The following is a 21,048-nucleotide window of genomic DNA, read 5'->3' on the forward strand; positions in this document are numbered from 1 at the left end:
CCGGTCCAAACGACACCGGTCCAAACGACACCGGTCCAAACGACACCGGTCCAAACGACACCGGTCCAAACGACACCGGTCCAAACGACACCGGTCCAAACGACACCGGTCCAAACGACACCGGTCCAAACGACMCCGGTCCAAACGACCCCGGTTCAGACGACACCGGTTCAGACGACACCGGTTCAGACGACACCGGTTCAGACGACACCGGTTCAGACGACACAGGCCCAAACAGCTCAGGCCCAAACAGCTCAGGCCCAAACAGCTCAGGCCCAAACGGCTCAGGCCCAAACGGCTCCGGTCCAAACGGCTCCGGTCCAAACGGCTCCGGTCCAAACGGCTCCGGTCCAAACGGCCCCGGTCCAAACGACCCCGGTCCAAACGACCCCGGTCCAAACGACCCCGGTCCAAACGACCCCGGTCCAAACGACCCCGGTTCAGACGACCCCGGTTCAGACGACCCCGGTTCAGACGACCCCGGTTCAGACGACCCCGGTTCAGACGACACCGGTTCAGACGACACCGGTTCAGACGACACCGGTTCAGACGGCTCAGGCTCAAACGGCTCCGGTCCAGGCGGCTCCGGCAGCGACGCAGTCCACGCTGATCTTGCCAGCGACGACGCAGCAGGCCCTGTGGGGACAGCCCGTGTCCGCGCGGACGGCGACGTCCATGGCGGTGACGGGGGCAACGGCGGCAGGTCTGCTGCCGAGTGCGTCCCGGGAGCTGTCCGCTGAGACGGGTTGGCCCAGCCTGGCACCGTTGTCTTCCGCGGGGCCGGCGACTCCGGCTGCCGTTACGCCGGTGCCCGGGGCGCTGCCTTCAGCGCCTGTGGTGGCGAACGCCGAGCAACTTGCCATGCAATTGCAGCTGCAACTGCGCGATGGCGTGCAAAAAGCGACGGTCCGCCTGCACCCCGAAGCCTTGGGCGAGCTGCAGGTTTCCGTCGAAACGGCGGAGCAGCAGGTTCGCGTGGTCGTCGCGGCACGTCAGCCGGAAGCGGTGGAGTGGTTGCAGCAGTCGTCCTCCCGCCTGCAGGCGGCGCTGGATGCTGCTGGCTTCTCGGACGTGGACGTGGATGTGCGCCAGGATTCTGGCGGTGAGCAGCCATCCGACTTCCAGCAGACCCTGGATCAGGGCTCCCAACAGGGTGCCGCCGACCGCAACGACAAAATGTCGTCACCCAAAGCAGCCGCCGGGCCGTCCAATCGGGGTTCTGACCGACCCGATGGGCTGGATACCTGGGCCTGACGACGGGTTCTTGTCGCGGGGCCTAATTCCGGCCCGTCAACAGCCCGACGCCACCTGATCATCATCGGGTTAATTCAAGTAAAAACAGCTGTTTAGAAGAATCGATCGAGCCTGGGTCGTCCTTAGAATCCGTGGCACATCGCTTGCTCCAACCTGGCAGTTCATTCACTCGACCAGGTTTTGCAGATGTCTCCTGCCACGTTGTCTACCTCCTCGCTGCCGCCTAGCCACGGACTCCAGGGTCTGGGCCATCAGGCCGGCAAAATGCTGTTCATCATTCTGGTGGCTGTTGTCGTGCTGCTGGCAGCCGGTGGTGGTGCCGCCTGGTTCTTCCTGTCTGGAGGCGATGAGACGGAAGAGGGCGCCGACTCCGAGACGGCCGAGGAAACGGTTAAGGGTCCGGCGATTTATCACGCCTTCGACCCGGCCTTCGTGGTCAATCTGTCGGATGGCGACAACATGCGCTTCCTGCAGGTGGAATTACAGGTGATGACCCGCGACGAGGCCGTGCCGGCCGCGCTGACACAGCACGAGCCGGTGATTCGCAATGACTTGCTGCTGCTGTTCGGTAGCCAGGACTACAACGAACTGGAAACCCGCGAAGGCCGGCTGAATCTGCAAACCGCCGCGCTGAATGAAATCGTCCGTGTGCTGGAAGCCGAAGGGGAGCCCAGTGCAGTGGAAGCCGTCTACTTCACCAGCTTCGTCATGCAATGAGCGACGTCCTCTCACAAGATGAGATCGACGCGCTGCTCCACGGCGTCGAAGATGGCGATGTCGAAACCGGCACGGATGAGGTCGGTGCGGACGGAGCGCGGACCTACGATCTGGCCATGCAGGACCGGATTGTCCGGGGTCGGATGCCGACGCTGGAGATGGTCAACGAGCGTTTCGCCCGCTATTTCCGCATCAGCCTGTTCAACATGTTGCGGCGCTCGCCGGACATCACGGTGCGCAGCGTGCAGACGGTCAAGTTTTCGGAGTACCTGCACCAGCTGTTCGTGCCCACCAATCTGAACCTAATCAAGGTCAAGCCGTTGCGTGGCACCGGGCTGATGATCTTCGAACCCAAGCTGGTGTTCGCGGTGGTCGACAATTTCTTTGGTGGCGACGGACGTTTTCACACCAAGATCGAAGGTCGCGAGTTCACCTCGACCGAGATGCGGGTGATCCAGATCCTGCTCAACCACGCCTTTGAGGACTGGGTCCAAGCCTGGTCGCCGGTGTTACCTCTGGAATTCGAGTATCTGCAATCCGAGGTCAATCCGGCCTTTGCCAACATTGTCAGCCCCAGCGAAATCGTGGTGGTCTGCCGCTTCGAAGTCGACATCGACGGTCAGGGGGGCGAGGCACATCTTACGCTGCCGTACTCGATGGTCGAGCCGATTCGAGACCTGCTGGATACCGGCATACAAAGTGACCGCGGCGATCGTGACGAACGCTGGACGGCGACGCTGAAACAACAGCTGCTGGGGGCCGAGGTCGACATCAGCAGCACGCTTTGCGAGGTGCGGATGAGCCTGTCCCGCCTGCTGAAAATGAAGGTGGGTGACGTGATCCCCATCGATATGCCCGACACCGTCGATTTCTCTGCCGAAGGCGTGCCGCTGTACGACTGCGAGTTCGGCGTGGCCGGCGGTAACCAAGCACTCAAGCTCGTTCGCGCGGTGCGCGACGAGATTCAGGTCCATTGAGGTTGAACCCATGACGACAGAACAAACACCCGCCAACGACCCCACGCAGGCCGGACCGGAAACCGCACCCGTGCGCGAGCTGCAGGACGACGCTGCACCGGCGAATGAATCCGAACTCAACCTCGATTGCATTCTCGACGTGACGGTGACGTTGTCGATGGAAGTCGGACGCACCCGTATGCCCATCCGCAGCCTGCTGCAGCTCAACCAGGGCTCGGTCGTGGAGCTGGACCGGCTGGCCGGTGAGCCGCTGGACATCTTCGTCAACGGGACGCTGGTGGCCCATGGTGAGGTCGTGGTGGTCAACGAGAAATTCGGTGTGCGCCTGACCGATGTGGTCAGTCCCGCCGAACGCGTCCGCAAGCTGAGCTAAACCCCGTGCAACTGACCCTCAACATGGCCACCGCCGCGACGGTGGTGAGTGCAGCCGCGCCAGCAGGGCCGGTCCCGGCGGCGGCGCAGACCACCGTTGAGCCCGCCCGGCCAGAGATTGGCAGCGCTGTTCCCAAGCCGCAGGTCGGCACGCTGGGCGGCGCCCTGGTGCTGGTTCTGGTGCTGGCCGTCGGCGTGCTGTGGGTGATGCGTCGGGTCTCCGGCGGCAACCTGCGCCGCGGCGGGCTGTTGCAGGTCCGAGACAGCGTGGCCGTGGGTCAGCGCGAGCGGGTGGTGGTTGTCTCCGCCGGTGGCCGTGATTATGTGCTGGGCGTGGCGCCCGGTCAGGTTCGGCACCTGGACACGGTCGAGGGCGGCCTGTCCGTCGACACACAAGCCGAGGCCGCTGCCGCGCCCACCGCACCTTCCTTTATGGCGATCCTCGAGCGATCGCTGGGCCGCGCAAAATGAATGGTTTGATTCGAATCCTGCCGCTGGCGGCCCTATGGTTGCTGCCCATCGGCACCAGCTGGGCAGCCGGATTGCCGGCCATATCGCTGGAAACCACCGAGGACGGTGGCCAGGCCTACAGCCTGTCCATCCAGGTGCTGGCCTTGATGACGGCGATTACGCTGCTACCGGCCATTCTGCTGTCGATGACCGCGTTTACCCGCATCATCGTGGTGCTGGCACTGCTGCGCCAGGCGCTGGGAACCGGTGCCACGCCATCCAACCAGATTCTGCTCGGGCTGGCGCTGTTCATGACCCTGTTTGTCATGGCGCCGGTCGGCAGCGAGATCTACGAATCGGCCGTGCAGCCGTACTTCGATGAAACCATGGAAGGCGAGCTGGCGCTGGAGCGTGCGGCCGGTCCGATCCGGACCTTCATGCTCGCCAACACCCGTGAGAACCACCTGGGCATGTTTGCCAGCATGCGGGATGAGAATCTGCCGGAGAATCCGGAAGATGTGGCGTTTTCGGTCCTGGCGGCCGCGTTCATCACCAGCGAACTGACCACAGCCTTCCAGATCGGGTTCTTCATTTTCATTCCCTTTGTCGTCATCGACCTGGTGGTGGCCAGCGTGTTGATGTCCATGGGCATGATGATGTTGTCGCCCATGCTGATCTCGCTGCCGTTCAAGGTCATGCTGTTCGTGTTGGTGGACGGCTGGACGCTGGTGCTGGGCACCCTGGCCGGGAGCTTTGCGATATGACGCCCGAGATGGTGCTGGCTGAGGGGCAGGATGCGCTGTACCTGACCTTTCTGCTGGCCGCGCCGCTACTGATCACGGCGCTGGTGGTCGGTCTGGCCGTGGGCATGTTTCAGGCGGCCACGCAGATCAATGAAATGACGCTGAGTTTCATTCCCAAGCTGTTTGCGATGGCGGCAGCACTGGGGCTGACCGGCCCCTGGCTGTTGGGCATGCTGATGGATTTCACGACCGAGTTGTATACCAGCATTCCGGTGATGCTGGGTTTGATCCAGTGATTTTCGGCGGGGCGATTCCGGCCGGCCAAATCGAGCTGTGGGTCGCGTCGTTTTTCTGGCCGTTTCTCCGAATCGGCGCGCTGTTTGCCGTGGCGCCGATTATCGGCACGCGGATTGTCTCGCCGCGGGTGCGACTCATCGCGGCCATGGCGACGACCCTGGTCATTCTGCCCATGGTGCCGACGCCAGAGCCCCCACCGTTGCTGACCATCCCGTGGCTGGCAGCGGTGGCCCAGGAACTGCTCATCGGAGCCGGTATGGGCTTTCTGCTGCAACTGGTCTTCGAGGCTATCTCCTTTGGTGGCCAGCTCATCGCTTTGGGCATGGGCCTGGGCTTTGCGCAGATGACCGACCCGCTGCGCGGCGCTCAAACCCCGGTGCTGGGCCAGTTCTTCAGCATTGTGGCGACGTTGTTATTCCTGACGCTGGATGGTCATGTGCAGCTGATCATGCTGGCGGCACAAAGCTTTGGCTGGCCGCCCGGCGTGCTGGTGAGCTGGCTACCTGACGCCCATCTGGCACTGGCCCAGTGGGGCACGGCGATGTTCATCGGCGCCATTCAGGTGGCATTGCCAGCCATGTGCGCGCTGCTGCTGATCAACTTTGCATTCGGTGTCATGAGCCGGTCGGCCCCGGCACTGAACGTGTTGTCGGTGGGTTTGCCGGCGGCGCTGATCTTCGGGCTGCTGGCCATGTACGTGGCCTTGCCCGCCCTGCAGCAGGTCTTGGACTACTGGATGGACCAGGCACTGGACTCGATCGGCGCGATCTACACGCGATAGCGGTTAGCGGCGGTTAGGGAGTATCTGCAGCGTCTGACGTGCCGCTGACCAGATGCACGATGTTGCACGGACTGGCGATCCAGTAGCCGTTGAAGTCCGGGGGCAGGGGCTCGACGGCGTCGCAGCGCACCACGCCCGCCTGCGCCAGCCGCTGCGCTGCGGCAGCGGGGTCGTCGGAGGTGACTTCCAGCCAGATCTCCGCCTGTGTGCAGCCAGGCACGCAATCGATCCATAGCTGTTTGTCCCCGAACGCAAAGCGCGGCGTCTCGAATTCACCCGCCGGGGTCAGTTCGTCCAGCCCGAGTACATCTCGGTAGAACGCGACCGTGGCCTCGAATTCGTGGGGCGGGACCTTCATCGCCATGTTGCGGCCGGGTTTAAAGGCAGGTGTCATGGGGCTGGCCTCATCCTGTGATGCGGGTGGTCAAACGGCCGTTACGGCATACCCCGCGCGCGGAAAATGCACATGCACTGCGCCAAACTGCGGGGTGTCACGCTGCACAATCACACGGTGTTGGGTGGCCGCGGCGAGTTTGCCAGTCACGGGCACCACACCGTAATCCGCCGGCGCGACCTGCACCGTTTGGCCGGGTTCCACCTCGGGCAGGTCACTATGGGCAGGCAACGGACGCGGGGCGGTGTCGGCCGCGGCAGCAAAGGCCTGGTCTCGATGGATCTCGCTGCGCTCGCCGTGCCCGATCTCGGTGACGGCGCGGTACCAGCGCTGGACACGGGGGCCGGCATCCAGGGGGCGGCGGCTGCACAAGACGTGCAGCCACAGCGGATGGTAGACGGCGAAATCCGCCACACCCGGTTGCTCGCCGGTGATCCATGGCGCTGCCTCCAAGCGGCTCTCGATCGCGGTCAGCATCGATTGCATGATGTGCTGACTCTTGGCCTGGCTCGGGGGGCGGACCGTGCCGCCGCGCATCAGCTTGGCGCGGTCTCTAACGAAGCGCGCCATGCCCAAGGGGCCGAAGGTCATCAGCATGGTCGTCAGGAGACGCGCCGGGGGCACCGCTGAGATCGCCGCGAAGAACAACTCGTGTTCGGCCCGGTCCATGAGCGCTGCTGGCTCACCGGTCACCGTGCTGGGGTCCACCGCGGGTTGGTCGGTCAGGCGGGCAACTTCCATCGCGATCAGACGCGTATCGCAGAATAAATCGGCCCCCAGCTGCGCCACCGGGATTCGTCGATAGCCGCCCACCAACGGGTCGAGATTCGGTCGGGGTGGCCAGGCGGGCGAACGCAGCGACTGCCAGTGCATCCGGGTCAGGCCGAACATCAGCCTGATCTTCTCCGCGTAGGGAGAATCGTCGTAGTGATGCAGAATCATGGACGGTGGCATGCGGTCTCCTGTCAAACAATGTGTTCAGGCACTGGCCTCAGAAAGCGTCGCGATGATCGGTTGGCCTTCCGTGACGATGATGGTGTGCTCGTATTGGGCCGAGCGATTGGCCGGATGCCCAACCAGGGTCCAGCCGTCATCGGCTTCTTCGACAACGGTGCTGCGGGTGGACAAGAACGGTTCGATGGCCAGAACCTGGCCGCGTTTGAGCCGGCGGCGGTCGCGCCGGTTGAAGTAGCTGACGATCCCGTCGGGTTCCTCGTGGAGGCTGCGGCCAATACCGTGCCCCCCGAGATTGCGGATGACCTGAAATCCGTGCGCCCGGGCGGTGGTCTCGATGGCCTTGCCCAGGCCGTTAATGGGAGCGCCGGCTCGGGCCTGCGTCAGCGCCCGGTCAAGTGCCTGCCGGGTGGCGCTGCAAAGCCGGGTGGCGGTGGTGCTCGCGGGTGGCACGACCATCGTCGCCCCCGTGTCCGCGTAGTAACCCCCGACTTCGGCGGATACATCCACATTGACCAGGTCGCCGCCCTGGATCACCCGCGCGCCCGGCACCCCGTGGGCGGCTTCTTCGTTCACGCTGATGCAGGTCGCCCCGGGGAAGTCGTACATCACCCTCGGAGCAGACAGCGCGCCAAAGCCATCCAGCAACTCGGCGCCTAGCTGGTCCAGCTCTGCGGTGGTCATGCCGGGCTCGATGGCATCGAGCATGGCGTCGCGGACCCGTGCGACCACGCGCCCGGCCCGGAGAATACCGTCGACGTCGGCTTCGCCTTGTACCGTCATGCCTGGACCCTGGCAGGGGTCGGTGCGGGTGCATGCACGCCCAGCAGCAATGCCCGAGGGTCCCCGTGGGCTTTGTAAATGGCGTACAGCAGATAGGGAAAGCTGAACATCCCGCCCATGACCACGCTTAAAACTCCGAACACATAGGCGCGACCATCTGCGCCTTCCCGCCACACCACCCAGGTCGCCAGCAACAGCAGATGGACGATGAAATCAAAGTCGAACTGGGCGCGCCAGCCCAGCGCCATCAGGTCGTGAACGGCGATGGCCGGCCAGAACAGTCCCTGCCACAGGATCGCCGCCATCGTGAAGCCGTAGATGGCCAGCGTTGAGATGATGAGCAGGCCGCGCAGAGGAGTCATGAGGCGTCTTCCTTGAGGATGTCGGTCACTGGGAATGCTGTATTTGGTCAGCTTGCGACGGGTTCGTGGCCCTGTACGCCAAACCGGAAGAGGCCGGCGGTGATCAGCGCTGTGGCGACGACCGACCCCCAGCCAATGAACTGGACAAAGCCACCCCACTGCGCCCAGGCACCGGTTGCGCCGTAATACAGCAGATACACGCAGGCGCCCTCGTTGCTGACCAGCCCCATCCAGATCGGCCCCATCATTCGCCGGCCCTCCAGCGACGCGCGCAACCCAAAGTAGTAGCCCACGCAAAGCGCCAGATACGCCCAGCCGAGCATGCGGACAAACATGTAAGGCTTCGCTATGGTCGCAGATGCCTTCTGATGCTGCACTGACTTGAGAGGTCGTAGATCCCAGCATCATCGCTTGGTGGGCTCCGCCTCCTAGCTTCCTGAACCGGGCGGATCAGGCAGGAAATCCAGCATCTAACGATCATGAGACGACGGATGTGATGAATTGGCGCAGCGTGGCTGCGCCTTTGGGCGTCGCCAGCCACGCAAGCATCGCGCAGTGGATAAGCACTGTGCACCAGAACACACGTTGAAACCCCGGCTTGGCCGTCTTGTGGCGCAAGTGTTGTTGCGCTAGCAGCGCGCCGGGCCAGCCCCCGACGAGCGCCAGCCCATGCAGCCTGCGTTCCGGAGTGCGCCAGGCCCGGCGGCGCGCTGCAGCCTGATCAAGGCCATAGGCGACATAAGCCACCACACTCGCTACCACGCTCGCCGCCAGTACCCAGAGGGGAAGACGGCCAGTCGCGATGCCCCCGATGAGCCCGGCTGCGTAGAGTGCAATCGCCGTCACCGCAACGGGGCCGGTCTTGTTCGTCTGGCGCCTTGGTTGCACGGCCGCGGCGCGCGCACACCGCAGTGATTCTGCGCGTGCGCGGCCTCGGGAGTCTTTTCCTCGAATAAAGGACACCGCGTCCTGCTCGGCGGGGCGCTGCCCCTTATGAGGCCAGGCACTGATGTGGACGAACAAGCGCTCGCCTCCGGCCGATGGCGTGATGAATCCATAGCCCTTGGCATCATTCCAATGGGTGATTCGCCCTTGCTCACGCATGTTGATCCTTCGTGCTGGTCAAACCCGACTCCAGGCAAGCCGGCTGTCATCGAAATGGGCCCGTACACGCATTCGATGACGTGGACGGTCGCCCACAAACGCCCAGGCAGTTGGAGCAATACCAGTTTGCAGCGTCAGACATCCGCAGTGTGCGAATCATCCGCCAGGAGTCGTTTGCCCAAACTCACAACAGGGTCAACGCCGTAACCCAGTCGCTCATAAAACGCCAAGGCCGCGTCATTGCCGTCACGAACCTGCAGATTGATTTTTGGGCAACCGGCTGCCTTGAGTGCTGACTCTGCCGCTTGCATGAGCTGGCGACCTATACCCTGCAAACGCTCAGTGGGGGAGACCGCCAGATAATTAATCCACCCCCGGTGACCCTCATAGCCCGCCATGACCGTGCCCATCACTCGCTGATCTGCTGCCGCCACCAAGAACATCGCCGGCTGGACTGCAAGTTTGCGCTGGATATCGAGCTGCGGGTTGTTCCACGGCCGGATGAGGTCACAGGCCTGCCACAGCGCGATGACGGCGGGCTCGTCACTGGGTTGGAAGCTTCGGATCAGCATGCTGTGCAGTCACTCATGAAGAGCCTGGCCAGGCCAGACGGTGGAGGAGCGCCCAGCCAGGTGCTCGGCGCGTGATGAGCGGCTCGCACACCCATGCGTGTTCAACCGCCCACAAAAATGACCAGCAACAGCACCGTGCCGAGTAATGCTGGAATCAGTGTAATGCGCCCGAGCAGGCGGCTCTTGGCATACCCACTCAAGCCGATACCGCCGACCAGCAAAAGCACACCGCAGGCAAAGGCCAGCTCGGTGATCCACTTGGTTCGATAAAGCGATGATGGCCATTGGGCAAAGTCGAAAGTCAGACCGAGCTGCTGGACGACTATCAACGTATAGGTCGCTCCCAGCGTCGTGACCACCAGCAAGACCACCGAGGTGGTCAGCGCCCCGATTGCGGTCAAGAACACCCGAGTCCGAGCCTCCACCTGCGTCATCAAAATGCTCAGAAACGTTAGCGAAAAGCCGCCCAGAATCGACGAGCTGAATGCAATCTGGCGGTACAGCTCAGCGGCTACTTCAACCGGTGTCATCTGCGGTCTCCAAACCGTTGTACGGGGCCGGCCACGGCGGCTGCCTGCACTGGCCCGTGTGCGTTGACTGCGCCGGCTTCAGTCATGCTGGGGTCGTCAGCCACGGCGCGATCCCCGGAGCCACCAGGCCGTGAAGAACCGGCGCACCACCGCCCACTGGCTTGCCCAGTAGCCAGCGACCTTGGGCACATCGTCCTGCACATGTTTGACCCGGCGATGGTAGAAGGAATGGAGCGCTGGTTCGGGCAACTTGACCCCGGCCGGCAGGTTGGCTGTTGGGACAAATGCCAGGCCCAAAAATGGCGCAAGTGGCATCCACGCCACCACGGGATGCTCGCAGTTCGGGCAGGTGCCCCGACGAACCGCTGGCGGCGGGCGGTGCTTGGCGTACCGGATGTCTGATGCCTGCGGCCGGGCGATCTGCCGTGCAGACAACATCACGAAGTCTGCATAGTCGGCGTCATAGACCTTCTGGCAGATGCGGCAATGACAGTGGACGCGTAGGACGGGCTCACCCGAGAACGCGATAGTCGTGTGGCCGCAGGGGCAGGTGCACGCAATCGTCATCCGGGTCAGCTCCTTGTGCAGTGAGGTTGCCTAGCGCGTCGTCGGTGGCATCACGATACCCCAGGCCAACCCCTGGGGTGTTCTGAACTAAGCTTTCGGGGGTCCGGGCGCCGACCGTGAGACCGGCTGGCTCAGCCGTCACTGCCTGTGGTGTGTGCCGACGCAGATGGCCGCAGAAACCCGGGCCGGGTTGGCGCCCCTACAGGCCGACGACGCAACCGTCGGGTTGCCGTCGCCCCAGCGGCCGTCACAGGGCATTCGCCCAGGCCCGCCACTTGCAGGAGGGGGCTGATTGCGCAGTGCGCAGGTCAGCAACCCCGCAGGCAAACCCCGATGGCAGAGAACAGCAGTTCCCAGGAGAAGACCGAAAAGGCGACCCCCAAACGCCTTAGGGACGCGCGCAAGAAGGGGCAGATTGCCCGCTCCAAAGAATTGACGACGCTGGTTGTCGTGGGCTCGGCGGGTATCGGAATCTTGACGCTAGGCGGCTGGACAGCCCAGCGCTTTTCGCTGTGGATGCAGGGCTTGCTCAGCCTGGATGCGCAGACGATCCACAGCCGCCCGATGTTCGATTCGCTGTCTTCCGCCTGGGTGGATGCCCACTGGATCATCGCCCCGTTTTTGGCGATTTGCATGGTGGCCGCCTTTGCTGGGCCGATTCTGCTCGGAGGCTGGTCGCTGAGCGGCCAGGCGTTAATCCCGGATATGTCGCGCCTCAATCCGATTAAGGGCATCGGCCGGCTGTTCTCGCTGAACGCGCTGATGGAGCTGGGCAAGGCGCTAGCCAAGACAGCGGTGTTGGGCGGGATCGCGGTGCTCTACCTCAAGGGCGAAACCGACGAGTTATTGGCGCTGGCGGTCCAGCCCGTCAATAACGCGATAGCCGGCGGCATGCAGTCGGCGATTTTCGTGCTGATCCCGCTGTGCATCGGCCTGTTCCTGATCGCGATGGTGGATGCGCCGTTTCAGGTGTTCAACCACGCCAAACAGCTGAAGATGACGCGGCAGGAAGTCCGCGATGAGCTCAAGGAGACGGAAGGCCGGCCAGAGGTCAAAGGCCGCATCCGCGAGCTGCAACAGGCCGCCGCGCGGGGCCGGATGATGGAGGCCGTCCCCGAGGCCGATGTCATCGTCACCAACCCCACGCATTTCGCGGTGGCGCTCAAGTACGACAGCGGTAGCGATCACGCGCCGCGTGTGGTGGCCAAGGGTGTGGACCACATCGCCGCCGTGATCCGCAAGCTGGGCAAGGAGAACCGCGTGCCCATTGTCGAGGCCCCGCCGCTGGCCCGGGTCTTGTATCGCACGGTTGATCTCGAGTGCGAGATCCCGAGCACGCTCTACCGCGCCGTGGCCCAGGTGCTGACCTACATCCGTCAGCTGGAGGCCTGGCACTCAGGGCCCATGCCGGAACTGCCTGATCTGGGTGTACGGGACTAACGCATGAGCGAACCAAGCAAATCTCTGGCCTTGCCGCCCGCCGTGGCGCCGCTGGTGCATGCCGTCAAGAATGGCCTGGCCGTGCCGCTGATGGTCATGATGATGCTGGCGATGATGGTGGTGCCGCTGGCGCCCATTGCCCTGGACGGCTTGTTTACTTTCAACATCGCCCTGTCCATCTGCATTCTGCTGGCCGTCATCTATGTGATGCGCCCGCTGGACTTCAGCGTGTTCCCGTCGATTCTGCTGGTGGTCACGCTGTTGCGACTGGCGCTGAACGTGGCCAGTACCCGCGTGGTGCTGCTCAACGGCCACGAAGGGCCCGGTGCGGCCGGCAACGTCATCGAGGCCTTTGGCAATTTCGTCATCGGCGGCAATTACGCCGTCGGGATTGTCGTGTTCATCATCCTGACCATCATCAATTTCGTGGTGGTCACCAAGGGCGCCGAGCGTATTTCCGAAGTCAGCGCCCGCTTCACCTTGGATTCCATGCCCGGCAAGCAGATGGCGATTGATGCCGATCTCAATGCCGGTTTGCTGACACGAGATGAGGCCGTGGCTCGCCGCGAGGAAGTCCGCGAAGAGGCTGACTTCTACGGCTCCATGGATGGTGCCAGTAAGTTCGTGCGCGGTGATGCCCTGGCCGGCGTGCTGATCCTGTTGATCAATCTGGTCGGCGGTCTGGGCATCGGCATGATGCAGCATGGCCTGGACCTGTCCACCGCCATGCAGAACTACACGCTGCTGACCATTGGCGATGGGCTGGTAGCCCAGCTGCCCAGCCTGCTGCTGGCCACGGCCGTGGCCATGCTGGTCACGCGCATGTCGCGGTCCGAATCCATGGGCAACCAGGTCACGGCGCAGGTGTTCGCCAAGCCACAGACGCTGATCGTTACGGCAACCATCCTGACCATCTGCGGGCTGATCCCCGGCATGCCCAACCTGGTCTTCCTGACCCTGGGCGCAGCGGCTGGCGGACTGGCCTGGTGGATGCACCAGCGCGCCAAGGCACCCGCGCCCGTCGATGCCGAGCAGCCCGAGACCGAGGAAGCACCAGAGGACGCCGAGGTCAGCTGGGATGATGTGCGGCCCACCGATGCACTCAGCCTGGAAGTCGGCTATCGGCTCATTCCGCTGGTGGATATCCGCCAGGGCGGCGAGCTGGTGCGTCGGATTCGTGGCGTTCGCAAAAAATCCACGCACGAGTTGGGTTTTCTGGTCCCCGCCGTGCACATCCGCGACAACCTGGAGCTGCCACCCAACGGTTATCGGCTATGCGTCAATGGCGTACCGGTGTCGGAAGAATCCGTCCACGCCGACCGGCTCATGGCGCTGAACCCGGGCCAGGTGTTCGGTCAGGTCGAGGGCATTAAGGGGCGTGATCCCGCCTTTGGTCTGGAGGCGGTCTGGATCGAGCAGGGCGTGCGCACCGATGCCTTGTCCAAGGGGTGGACCGTGGTTGATCCCGGCACCGTGGTGGCCACGCACATCGGCCACATCATCCACAGCCGGGCACATGAGCTGCTCGGCCACGACGAAGTGCAGAACCTGCTGGAGAACCTGTCGGAAAGCTCCCCGCGGCTGGTCGAGGATTTGGTGCCCAAGCTGTTGCCGCTGACCGTCGTGGTCAAGGTGCTGCAGAACCTGCTGGAGGAGGGCATTGCCGTCCGCTCCTTTAAGCAAATCGCCGAATCCTTGGCGGAGCAGGCCCGTCAGAGTCAGGATCCCGACATCCTCACCGCCCATGTTCGGGTCGCGCTCGGCCAGCAAATTGTTCAGCAAATCAATGGTTTGGAGCCTGAGTTGCCGGTTTTGACGCTGGCGCAGCCGCTGGAACAGCTCCTGCAGGAGTCCATGCAGCAAGACGCCGCCGCCATCGAACCGGGACTCGCCGAACGCATGCATCAGTCAATCGCCGAATGGGTAGAACGCCAGCAGGGCCAGGGCCAGACGCCCGTGCTGCTGGTACCGCAGGCGATTCGATCATCGCTGGCGCGTTTTCTGCGCTACGCCGCCCCGGGTCTCAACGTGCTGGCCTACAACGAAGTGCCGCAAGGCAAGCAGCTCAAGCTGGTTGGCTCGGTGGGCGCCTGAGGCGCCGCGGCCCGGATAAGTGGGGGTTACTCCTGATATGAAAATCAAGCGATATCTGGCCCGGGACATGCGGGCAGCGTTCCGCATGGTGCGGGAGGAGCAGGGGCCGGATGCGGTCATCCTCTCCAGCCGACGCATCGGCGATCAAATCGAAGTGGTTGCGGCGCTCGACTATGACGCCGCACTGGTTCAGCAGGCGTTGCGCCGCGGCGGCGACGACGCGGAGGCGCAGACGGCCGCACCGGCAGCCGCTACACCGACCGCTGCGGACACGCAGGCAGCACCTGCCGGCAACCCCGCGGGGGCCCTGGATCGCGCAGCGGCCACCGCCTCTGCCAGCCCGGCGGCCGCTGACTCCGCCCGTCGCCCGGATGTGAACCCGTTTACGCAGGCCGCCGAGTCCTCGCCCTCCGCGGCAGCGGCACAAGAGCCCCGGCTGACCGAGCAGGCACCCCGCCCAGCCAAGGCCGACATTATCTGGGCGCAGGACCCGCATATCGAACGCCTGGAGCGTGAGCTACTCAGCCTGCGTAACACCATCCAGAGCGAGATGGGGCAGATTGCCCGGGGCGCGTGGGAGTTTCGCAACCTGGAGCATGCCCACGTGGCCCAGCAGCTTGAGCGCATGGGGTTCGAGCATGCGCTGACGGCGGCGGCCGTTCGGACGCTGCCGGCCGATGCCGTCCGGCCCACGGCGACCTATTCGGCACTGCGCACCATTGTCAGTCAGATGCAGGCGCTGCCGGCCGATCTGCTGGATTCGCCCGGCGCCATCGCACTGGTCGGCCCGACCGGGGTAGGCAAGACCACCACGCTGGCCAAGCTGGCGGCTCGCTACGTGGCCCGTTACGGCACCGAAGGTCTGGCCCTGGTGACCACGGATGATTTCCGCATCGGTGCCCAGGAACAGTTGGCCACCTACGGCCGGTTGCTCGGCGTGCCGGTGCTGACGGCCTCGGGCGTCGAAGGTCTGCAGCAGGTGCTGGCGCGGTTGGCCAGCAAGCGCATGGTGCTGATCGACACCGCGGGCATGAGTCCTTCGGACCAGCAGCTGGCCACGCGCTTGCAGCAGTTCGGCGTGGACGGTGGCCGTGTACGCACGCTGCTGGTGCTTGCTGCGACCACCCAGCCCGAAGACCAGGCGCGCGCCATTCATGCGTTCCGACCCGCCCGGCCTGTGGGCTGCGTGGTGACAAAGCTGGATGAATCGTCGCGCCACGGCGCGGTGTTGTCGTCCGTGACGCGGGCGCGCCTGCCGGTGGTGTATGTCGCCGATGGCCAGGCCGTTCCCGAGGACCTGCACCGCGAGCGTCCTGAAAATCTGATCAAGCGGGCCGTTCAGGCCGCCCGCGCACATTCCACGAAGACACACGATGCACAGACATCGCCAGGCGATTACGACCGGGAGGCCGCCAATGCCGTTGCTTGATTCCTCAAAAGCCGTCCAGCGCACACAGGCTGCGGGCCTGGCCACCAAGCCACCCGCCAACGGGCCGCGTGTGTTTGCGGTGGCCAGCGGCAAGGGCGGTGTGGGCAAGAGCACGATTGCCGTGAATCTCGGCATGGCCATGCTCGAAGCCCAGCGCCGCACCATGTTGTTGGATGCCGACCTGGGTTTGGCAAACGTGGACGTGCTGCTGGGTCTGCAGCCTTCGGCCAACCTGTCACACGTGTTGGAAGGCAAGTGCACCCTGGCCGACACGATCATCGAAGGACCCAACGGGCTCAAAATCGTCCCGGCGTCGTCTGGCCGACGACGGATGTCGGAGCTGACCCGCAGCGAGCATGTGGGCCTGATCGGCGCCTTCAGCGGTTTGACCGACCCCATCGACGTGATGCTTGTCGATACGGCGGCCGGGCTGTCCAACAGCGTGCAGACCTTTTGCCAGGCCTCGCAGGAGGTACTGGTGGTGGTCTGCAACGACCCCGCGTCGCTGACGGATGCCTACGCTCTCATCAAGGTGTTGTCGCGTGACTGCGGCATTCCCCGCATGCAACTCATCGCCAATCGGGTCAAAACGCCGGGCGAGGGCCGCGAGGTCTACGACAATCTTTGCCGCGTGGCCGACCGGTTCCTCGACGTGACGCTGAACTACCTCGGCCATGTGCCCGAGGACGACAAGATCGTCCGCAGTGCCCGGCAGCAGCGTCCGGTTCTGGATGCTTACCCCGGTGCGCCTTCGGCCCAGGCGTTCCGGCAGATTGCGGGCAAGCTGCTGGAGATCGCTCCGCAGCGGGGTGCGCGGGGCCATATCGAGTTCTTTGTGGAGCGTCTGGTCGGCCCCGGAGCTGACATGGCGATGACGGCATGAACGCGGCGGCATCCTACGCAAGCTACGAGCGGGCCGGGTCGCATGACCTGGTGGGTCAGCACGCCGGGCTGGTTCGCAAGATCGCCCTGCATCTGGCCGCCCGCCTGCCGGACTCCGTGGAACTGGACGACCTGATCCAGTCCGGGATGATCGGCCTGCTGGAGGCGGCGGCGTCGTTTGATGCCAGCCAGGGTGCCTCCTTCGAAACCTTTGCCGGCATCCGCATCCGCGGCGCCATGATCGACGAGCTGCGCCGGGGCGATTGGGCGCCGCGGTCGGTGCACCGCAAGATGCGTGATGTCACCCGCGCCGTGCAGGAGATCGAACAGACCACCGGGCGCGAAGCCAGCGAGCAGCAGGTCGCAGACCACCTGGGCATTACGCTGGAGGAATACCGCCACATCACCCTGGATGCCTCGCAGTGCCAGCTGTTAAGCCTGACGCCTGTGGACTCCGAGGACGACGCACACCTGCGCGAGGTGGCCTCGAACGAGGCCCAGCCCACCGAAGTGCTGCAACAGGCTCAATTTCAGCGCGATCTGGCCGATGCCATTACCAAGCTGCCCGAACGGGAGCAGCTGGTGATGTCGCTGTACTACGACGAGGCCATGAACCTGCGCGAAATCGGCGCCGTGCTGGGTGTGAGCGAATCGAGGGTTTGCCAGATTCATGGGCAGGCCATGGTGCGCCTGCGGGCACGTCTGGGCGACTGGCTGGATCGGGGCAAGTAATACAGACGGGTTGTGCAGGAGTAGCAAGATGGACACAAACATGAAGGTGCTGGTGGTCGACGACTTTCCGACCATGCGCCGTATCGTCAAGAATCTGATGCAGGACCTCGGGTTCTCGAATTTCGTCGAGGCCGAGGACGGACAAAGCGCTCTCAACGCCTTGGGTGCCAACGGCAACGGGATCGAGTTCGTGGTCACGGACTGGAACATGCCGGGGATGACGGGCATCGAATTGCTCAAGGCGATTCGTGGTAACCCGGCGCTGTCGCGTTTGCCGGTGCTGATGGTGACCGCCGAATCCACGCGCGAGCAGATCATTGAGGCCGCCAAGGCCGGAGTGAACGGCTACATCATCAAACCGTTTAACGCCGGGACGCTTAAGGAAAAGCTCGATCGCATCTTCAACCGGGCCGCAGCGTGACCGGCGCCGCGTCCACCGCGGCGCTTCGCGACGATGTGGCCGCGCTGTCGGCGGCGCTGGATGCCGGTGACCTCACCCAGTTTCACGAAATCGTCGCCCGGCTCAACGAGGACCGGGCCAACCGCGTGATCAACGGTTTGCAGTGCGTGAGCCGCAACCTGGCCAAGGCTTTGAACCAGCTGGCGCTGGATGAGCGGCTGGTGCGTTATGCCGGCAGCGACATGCCGGATGCCTGCGAGAGGCTAAGCCACGTGATGCAAATGACCGAGGATGCCGCCAACCGCACGCTCGACCTGGTGGAAGCCACGCAGGCCGAACTACCTGGGCTGGCCACCGCTGCCGGCGAAACCGCCGTGGACGGCTTGCGCAAAAACCTGTCCGCCATTGCCGAAGCCCAGGCCTACCAGGACCTCAGCGGACAGGTGATCCGCCGGGTCATCCAGTTGGTCAAAGGCGTGGAAAACGCGCTGGCAGATCTGCTAGACCTCGCGGGTCTGGATGTTGCCGGTGCCCAGCCGGAACCGCACATCGCCGGAGGCCCAGCATTGGTTGGCCTGGACAATCACGGATCAACCCAGGCTCAAGCTGACGACCTGCTGGCCGATCTAGGACTGTAGAGGCGCGCGGCGACCCGGTCCGGGTCGTGGCGCCGCATAGCACTGTCGTTAGAGGCCGACCCATGGATCAAGAACTGCTGGCTGACTTTCTGACCGAGGCGGGCGACATGGTCGATGCCCTCGGCGAGCAGATCGTCGCCTTCGAACAGTCCGACGCCGACCCCGAGCAGCTCAACGCGCTGTTCCGCGTCTTCCACACGATGAAGGGCAGTGCCGGGTTTCTCGAAATCCAGCCCATGGTGGATCTCTGCCACGCGGCTGAGGAGCTCATGGGCGCCGTGCGCAAGGGGGCCCTGGACATCAGCCCCGAGATCATCGACGGCATTTCACAAAGCGTCAGCTGGCTGGACCAAGCACTGGCCGAGTTATCCAATGGCGAGGCGATCACGCCTGCCGATCCGGCACTGATTGCATCGCTGGAAGCTGCCTGCCGCGGGGAGTCTCCGCCCGCACCCGAGCCGCAGGCCGAGCCCGTTCCCGAGCCAGCGGTGGACGTGGATGCCATTCTCGGTGAGGAAACCGGCGAACCCATTAGCGATGATGATTTCGAGGCCTTGCGAGCCGCCTTTCACGGCTCGGAGCCGGCTGCGGCCGGTAGCGCCAAGCGCGAAGTGGATGTCGATGCGATTCTCGGTGAAGAGACCGGCGAGCCGATCAGCGATGATGACTTCGAGGCCTTGCTTGATGCCTTCCACGGCAACGAGCCCGCAGCACCGCCGGCCGCAGCGCCCGCTGAGCCGTCGACGCCCGCGGCTGCGCCTGTTGCAGCTGCGCCGCGAGCGGCCGCAGCCCCCGCGGCCAAACCGGCTGATCAAGCGCCAAAGAAGGCGCGGGTGGAGACGTCCATCCGCATCGATACGGACCGGCTGGACGCCGTGGTCAATCAGGTCGGCGAACTGGTGCTGGTGCGAAACCGGCTCAAGCGCCTGCGAGAATCCGTTGACGATCCGCTGCTCGACCGCACCCTGGGCCACCTGGACCAGGTGACCACCGGCCTGCAAAGCTCGGTGATGCTCATGCGCATGCAGCCGGTGCGCAAGGTGTTCTCCAAAATTCCGAAAATCGTCCGCGACCTGTCGCGGACCTTGAACAAGAAGATCGAGGTTGTGCTGGAAGGCGAGGACACCGAACTGGACCGCACGCTGGTCGAGTCGCTGTCCGAGCCGCTGGTCCATCTGGTGCGCAACGCGGTGGATCACGGTATCGAAATGCCGGCCGAGCGCCTGGCCGCGCGCAAGCCCGAAGTGGGGCGCTTGACGCTGGCCGCGCAGCAGGTCGGTGACCACATCCACATCGAAATTCGCGACGACGGCGCCGGTATCGATCCGTCCGTGATTCGCGCCAAGGCAATCGAGAAAGGCGTGATTGATCGCGAATCGGCGGCGCGCCTGGACGGTCAGGAATGCCTGGATCTGATTTTTCAGCCCGGGTTTTCCACCCGTGATGCCGTCTCCGAAGTCTCGGGGCGCGGTGTGGGCATGGATGTTGTCCGCTCCAAGATTGTCGAACTCAATGGCAGTGTGGAGATCACGTCCGAAGTCGGCGAGGGGTCGGCGTTCCTGATCAGACTGCCTCTGACCCTGGCGATTCTGCCGGCGTTGATGGTGACGGTGAGCGGCCGCGAGTTCGCCATACCCGTGACCGCGATTGAGGATGTCTCGCGTTTCGACAGCACCCGTGTCGAGTGCATGGGCAGTCGCGAGGTCTTGCGCCGCGAGGAAGACGTCATCGCGCTGGTGCGCATGGAACACTGGGTCGGGCGGCCATCTGCCGCCGATCAGCAGCATTGCGTGATTGTCGATGTGGGCCGCGAACGCCGCGCGCTGCTCGTCGACGATGTACCGGGCCGCGAAGAGATCGTCGTCAAGCCTTTGGGCAAGATGATGGGCGGATTGGCTGGCATCGCCGGGGCCAGTGTCACCGGCGATGGTGGCATCGCCCTGGTGCTCGATCTGCCCGGTCTGCTCAAACAGGTTTCACCGGCCTACTCGGCGCCCCGGTCCGCACCGCCACCCATGCCTGCCGCACAGCCGGCAGCCGCCGGCGCGGACGACATGGACCTGGAGCTGTTCTAGCCGTCCGCCACAGGCTTCATGGGCAGGGGCTTGACCATGGCGTATCGCGAGATCGCGACGCCGTTTCGATGGACCCGCTCTTCGCGCACCACCTCGAACCCGTGGCGGCGGAATACGGGCATGGCAACCCGGCTGGCCGCGGTGGTTAGCCGGGGCTGAGCCTCTGCACGCAGGGCATCTTCCGCTGCGCGCAGCAAGGTGCCGGCCATACCGCAGCGAACATGGTCGGGGTCGGTGTAGAGCAGATCGATGTGCCCTTTGTGGTCGTAGCTGATGAAGCCTGCAATCTGGCCTAGGCGCTCTACCACCAGCGTGGTCTGGCCGGTGAGGCGTCGTGACCAGGCCGGGTGGTCCGGGGTCGCCGGCGCCCAGGCCGCAATCGCTTCGGCGGAGTAGTGGCCGGGTGCCAGGCTCCGCACCGACCGCTGCAGCAGCGACCACAACAGAGGGGATTCGGCTGAGCGTGCGGGTCGGAGCGTAGACATGATCTTAAGTGTCTCA

26 protein-coding genes and 1 pseudogene are annotated in these 21,048 nt (G+C 64.3%); 16 read left to right on the top strand and 11 right to left on the bottom strand.

Features of this window, described 5'->3' with window-relative positions; all coding sequences use genetic code 11:
- Nucleotides 1-564 (bottom strand): pentapeptide repeat-containing protein (locus DEH80_RS17830; RefSeq protein WP_369122176.1); only part of this gene is annotated, 564 nt, incomplete at its 3' end.
- 87 nt (nt 565-651) lie between these two features.
- On the opposite strand from DEH80_RS17830, the gene DEH80_RS14500 reads away from it, so the two are divergent.
- The 8 genes and pseudogenes from DEH80_RS14500 to fliR all read left to right on the top strand — a co-directional run bounded on the left by DEH80_RS14500 (nt 652) and on the right by fliR (nt 5,591).
- Entirely contained in the window at nt 652-1,254 is a 603-nt protein-coding gene (locus tag DEH80_RS14500; protein WP_109721236.1) for a flagellar hook-length control protein FliK, read from the top strand.
- A gap of 186 nt (nt 1,255-1,440) precedes the next feature.
- Nucleotides 1,441-1,971: a flagellar basal body-associated FliL family protein gene (locus DEH80_RS14505; RefSeq protein ID WP_109721237.1), complete on the top strand. Its 531-nt coding sequence runs from the start codon at nt 1,441-1,443 to the stop codon at nt 1,969-1,971.
- Complete coding sequence (gene fliM / locus DEH80_RS14510) at nt 1,968-2,948, top strand: flagellar motor switch protein FliM (protein WP_109721238.1); 981 nt, start codon at nt 1,968-1,970, stop codon at nt 2,946-2,948. The genes DEH80_RS14505 and fliM overlap by 4 nt, the downstream gene beginning before the upstream one ends.
- Nucleotides 2,949-3,060: 112 nt before the next feature.
- Nucleotides 3,061-3,321 (top strand): annotated as a pseudogene (gene fliN, locus DEH80_RS14515) (flagellar motor switch protein FliN); the annotation flags it as partial.
- Nucleotides 3,322-3,326: 5 nt separating this feature from the next.
- Nucleotides 3,327-3,791: a flagellar biosynthetic protein FliO gene (gene fliO / locus DEH80_RS14520; protein WP_109721240.1), complete on the top strand. Its 465-nt coding sequence runs from the start codon at nt 3,327-3,329 to the stop codon at nt 3,789-3,791.
- A complete protein-coding gene (gene fliP / locus DEH80_RS14525; RefSeq protein ID WP_109721241.1) occupies nt 3,788-4,534 on the top strand; it encodes a flagellar type III secretion system pore protein FliP in 747 nt (248 codons plus the stop codon). Before fliO ends, fliP begins: the two co-directional genes overlap by 4 nt.
- Nucleotides 4,531-4,809 (top strand): flagellar biosynthesis protein FliQ, encoded by a 279-nt coding sequence (gene fliQ, locus DEH80_RS14530; RefSeq protein ID WP_109721242.1) that lies wholly within the window; start codon nt 4,531-4,533, stop codon nt 4,807-4,809. Before fliP ends, fliQ begins: the two co-directional genes overlap by 4 nt.
- On the top strand, nt 4,806-5,591 hold the full coding sequence (gene fliR, locus DEH80_RS14535; protein WP_165831488.1) for a flagellar biosynthetic protein FliR: 786 nt from the start codon (nt 4,806-4,808) through the stop codon (nt 5,589-5,591). Before fliQ ends, fliR begins: the two co-directional genes overlap by 4 nt.
- Nucleotides 5,592-5,604: 13 nt before the next feature.
- Here fliR and DEH80_RS14540 read toward each other — a convergent pair whose 3' ends face one another.
- The 9 genes from DEH80_RS14540 to DEH80_RS14580 all read right to left on the bottom strand — a co-directional run bounded on the left by DEH80_RS14540 (nt 5,605) and on the right by DEH80_RS14580 (nt 10,857).
- A complete protein-coding gene (locus DEH80_RS14540) occupies nt 5,605-5,985 on the bottom strand; it encodes a VOC family protein (RefSeq protein ID WP_109721244.1) in 381 nt (126 codons plus the stop codon).
- A 30-nt stretch (nt 5,986-6,015) separates the two neighbouring features.
- Entirely contained in the window at nt 6,016-6,939 is a 924-nt protein-coding gene (locus DEH80_RS14545) for a glutathione S-transferase family protein (RefSeq protein WP_109721245.1), read from the bottom strand.
- A gap of 24 nt (nt 6,940-6,963) precedes the next feature.
- A complete protein-coding gene (gene map, locus DEH80_RS14550; protein ID WP_109721246.1) occupies nt 6,964-7,722 on the bottom strand; it encodes a type I methionyl aminopeptidase in 759 nt (252 codons plus the stop codon).
- The gene (locus tag DEH80_RS14555) at nt 7,719-8,084 is read right to left on the bottom strand and encodes a hypothetical protein (RefSeq protein ID WP_207774626.1); all 366 of its coding nucleotides are present in this window, start codon (nt 8,082-8,084) and stop codon (nt 7,719-7,721) included. Before DEH80_RS14555 ends, map begins: the two co-directional genes overlap by 4 nt.
- A gap of 47 nt (nt 8,085-8,131) precedes the next feature.
- Nucleotides 8,132-8,419, bottom strand: a complete 288-nt coding sequence (locus DEH80_RS14560) for a hypothetical protein (protein ID WP_109721247.1) — start codon at nt 8,417-8,419, stop codon at nt 8,132-8,134.
- A gap of 142 nt (nt 8,420-8,561) precedes the next feature.
- Nucleotides 8,562-9,188, bottom strand: coding sequence for a DUF1294 domain-containing protein (locus DEH80_RS14565; protein ID WP_109721248.1), 627 nt, complete (start codon nt 9,186-9,188; stop codon nt 8,562-8,564).
- A gap of 134 nt (nt 9,189-9,322) precedes the next feature.
- Nucleotides 9,323-9,760 (bottom strand): GNAT family acetyltransferase, encoded by a 438-nt coding sequence (locus DEH80_RS14570; protein ID WP_109721249.1) that lies wholly within the window; start codon nt 9,758-9,760, stop codon nt 9,323-9,325.
- Nucleotides 9,761-9,861: 101 nt separating this feature from the next.
- The gene (locus tag DEH80_RS14575; protein WP_109721250.1) at nt 9,862-10,290 is read right to left on the bottom strand and encodes a hypothetical protein; all 429 of its coding nucleotides are present in this window, start codon (nt 10,288-10,290) and stop codon (nt 9,862-9,864) included.
- Nucleotides 10,291-10,386: 96 nt separating this feature from the next.
- Entirely contained in the window at nt 10,387-10,857 is a 471-nt protein-coding gene (locus DEH80_RS14580; protein ID WP_109721251.1) for a GFA family protein, read from the bottom strand.
- 333 nt (nt 10,858-11,190) lie between these two features.
- Here DEH80_RS14580 and flhB point away from each other — a divergent pair, with 333 nt between their 5' ends.
- From flhB to DEH80_RS14620, 8 genes are all read left to right on the top strand, one after another.
- Nucleotides 11,191-12,297 carry a flagellar biosynthesis protein FlhB gene (gene flhB, locus DEH80_RS14585; RefSeq protein WP_109721252.1) on the top strand — a complete coding sequence of 369 codons (1,107 nt, stop codon included), beginning with the start codon at nt 11,191-11,193 and terminating at the stop codon, nt 12,295-12,297.
- A 3-nt stretch (nt 12,298-12,300) separates the two neighbouring features.
- Nucleotides 12,301-14,391: a flagellar biosynthesis protein FlhA gene (gene flhA / locus DEH80_RS14590; protein WP_109721253.1), complete on the top strand. Its 2,091-nt coding sequence runs from the start codon at nt 12,301-12,303 to the stop codon at nt 14,389-14,391.
- A 37-nt stretch (nt 14,392-14,428) separates the two neighbouring features.
- Complete coding sequence (gene flhF / locus DEH80_RS14595; RefSeq protein WP_109721254.1) at nt 14,429-15,820, top strand: flagellar biosynthesis GTPase FlhF; 1,392 nt, start codon at nt 14,429-14,431, stop codon at nt 15,818-15,820.
- Nucleotides 15,807-16,703 (top strand): MinD/ParA family protein, encoded by an 897-nt coding sequence (locus DEH80_RS14600; protein WP_109721255.1) that lies wholly within the window; start codon nt 15,807-15,809, stop codon nt 16,701-16,703. The genes flhF and DEH80_RS14600 overlap by 14 nt, the downstream gene beginning before the upstream one ends.
- Nucleotides 16,700-17,434 (top strand): RNA polymerase sigma factor FliA, encoded by a 735-nt coding sequence (locus tag DEH80_RS14605; protein WP_109721256.1) that lies wholly within the window; start codon nt 16,700-16,702, stop codon nt 17,432-17,434. Before DEH80_RS14600 ends, DEH80_RS14605 begins: the two co-directional genes overlap by 4 nt.
- A gap of 28 nt (nt 17,435-17,462) precedes the next feature.
- Nucleotides 17,463-17,855, top strand: a complete 393-nt coding sequence (locus DEH80_RS14610) for a response regulator (RefSeq protein WP_109721257.1) — start codon at nt 17,463-17,465, stop codon at nt 17,853-17,855.
- Nucleotides 17,852-18,472 (top strand): protein phosphatase CheZ, encoded by a 621-nt coding sequence (locus DEH80_RS14615; protein ID WP_109721258.1) that lies wholly within the window; start codon nt 17,852-17,854, stop codon nt 18,470-18,472. The genes DEH80_RS14610 and DEH80_RS14615 overlap by 4 nt, the downstream gene beginning before the upstream one ends.
- A 62-nt stretch (nt 18,473-18,534) precedes the next feature.
- Nucleotides 18,535-20,547, top strand: a complete 2,013-nt coding sequence (locus tag DEH80_RS14620; protein WP_109721259.1) for a chemotaxis protein CheA — start codon at nt 18,535-18,537, stop codon at nt 20,545-20,547.
- Here the strand turns inward: DEH80_RS14620 and DEH80_RS17385 are convergent.
- Nucleotides 20,544-21,032 carry a GNAT family N-acetyltransferase gene (locus tag DEH80_RS17385; RefSeq protein ID WP_165831489.1) on the bottom strand — a complete coding sequence of 163 codons (489 nt, stop codon included), beginning with the start codon at nt 21,030-21,032 and terminating at the stop codon, nt 20,544-20,546. The two genes, DEH80_RS14620 and DEH80_RS17385, sit on opposite strands and share 4 nt — an antisense overlap.
- Nucleotides 21,033-21,048 lie beyond the last annotated feature (16 nt).

The organism is Abyssibacter profundi (assembly GCF_003151135.1).
In the GTDB taxonomy this organism is placed as follows: domain Bacteria; phylum Pseudomonadota; class Gammaproteobacteria; order Nevskiales; family OUC007; genus Abyssibacter; species Abyssibacter profundi.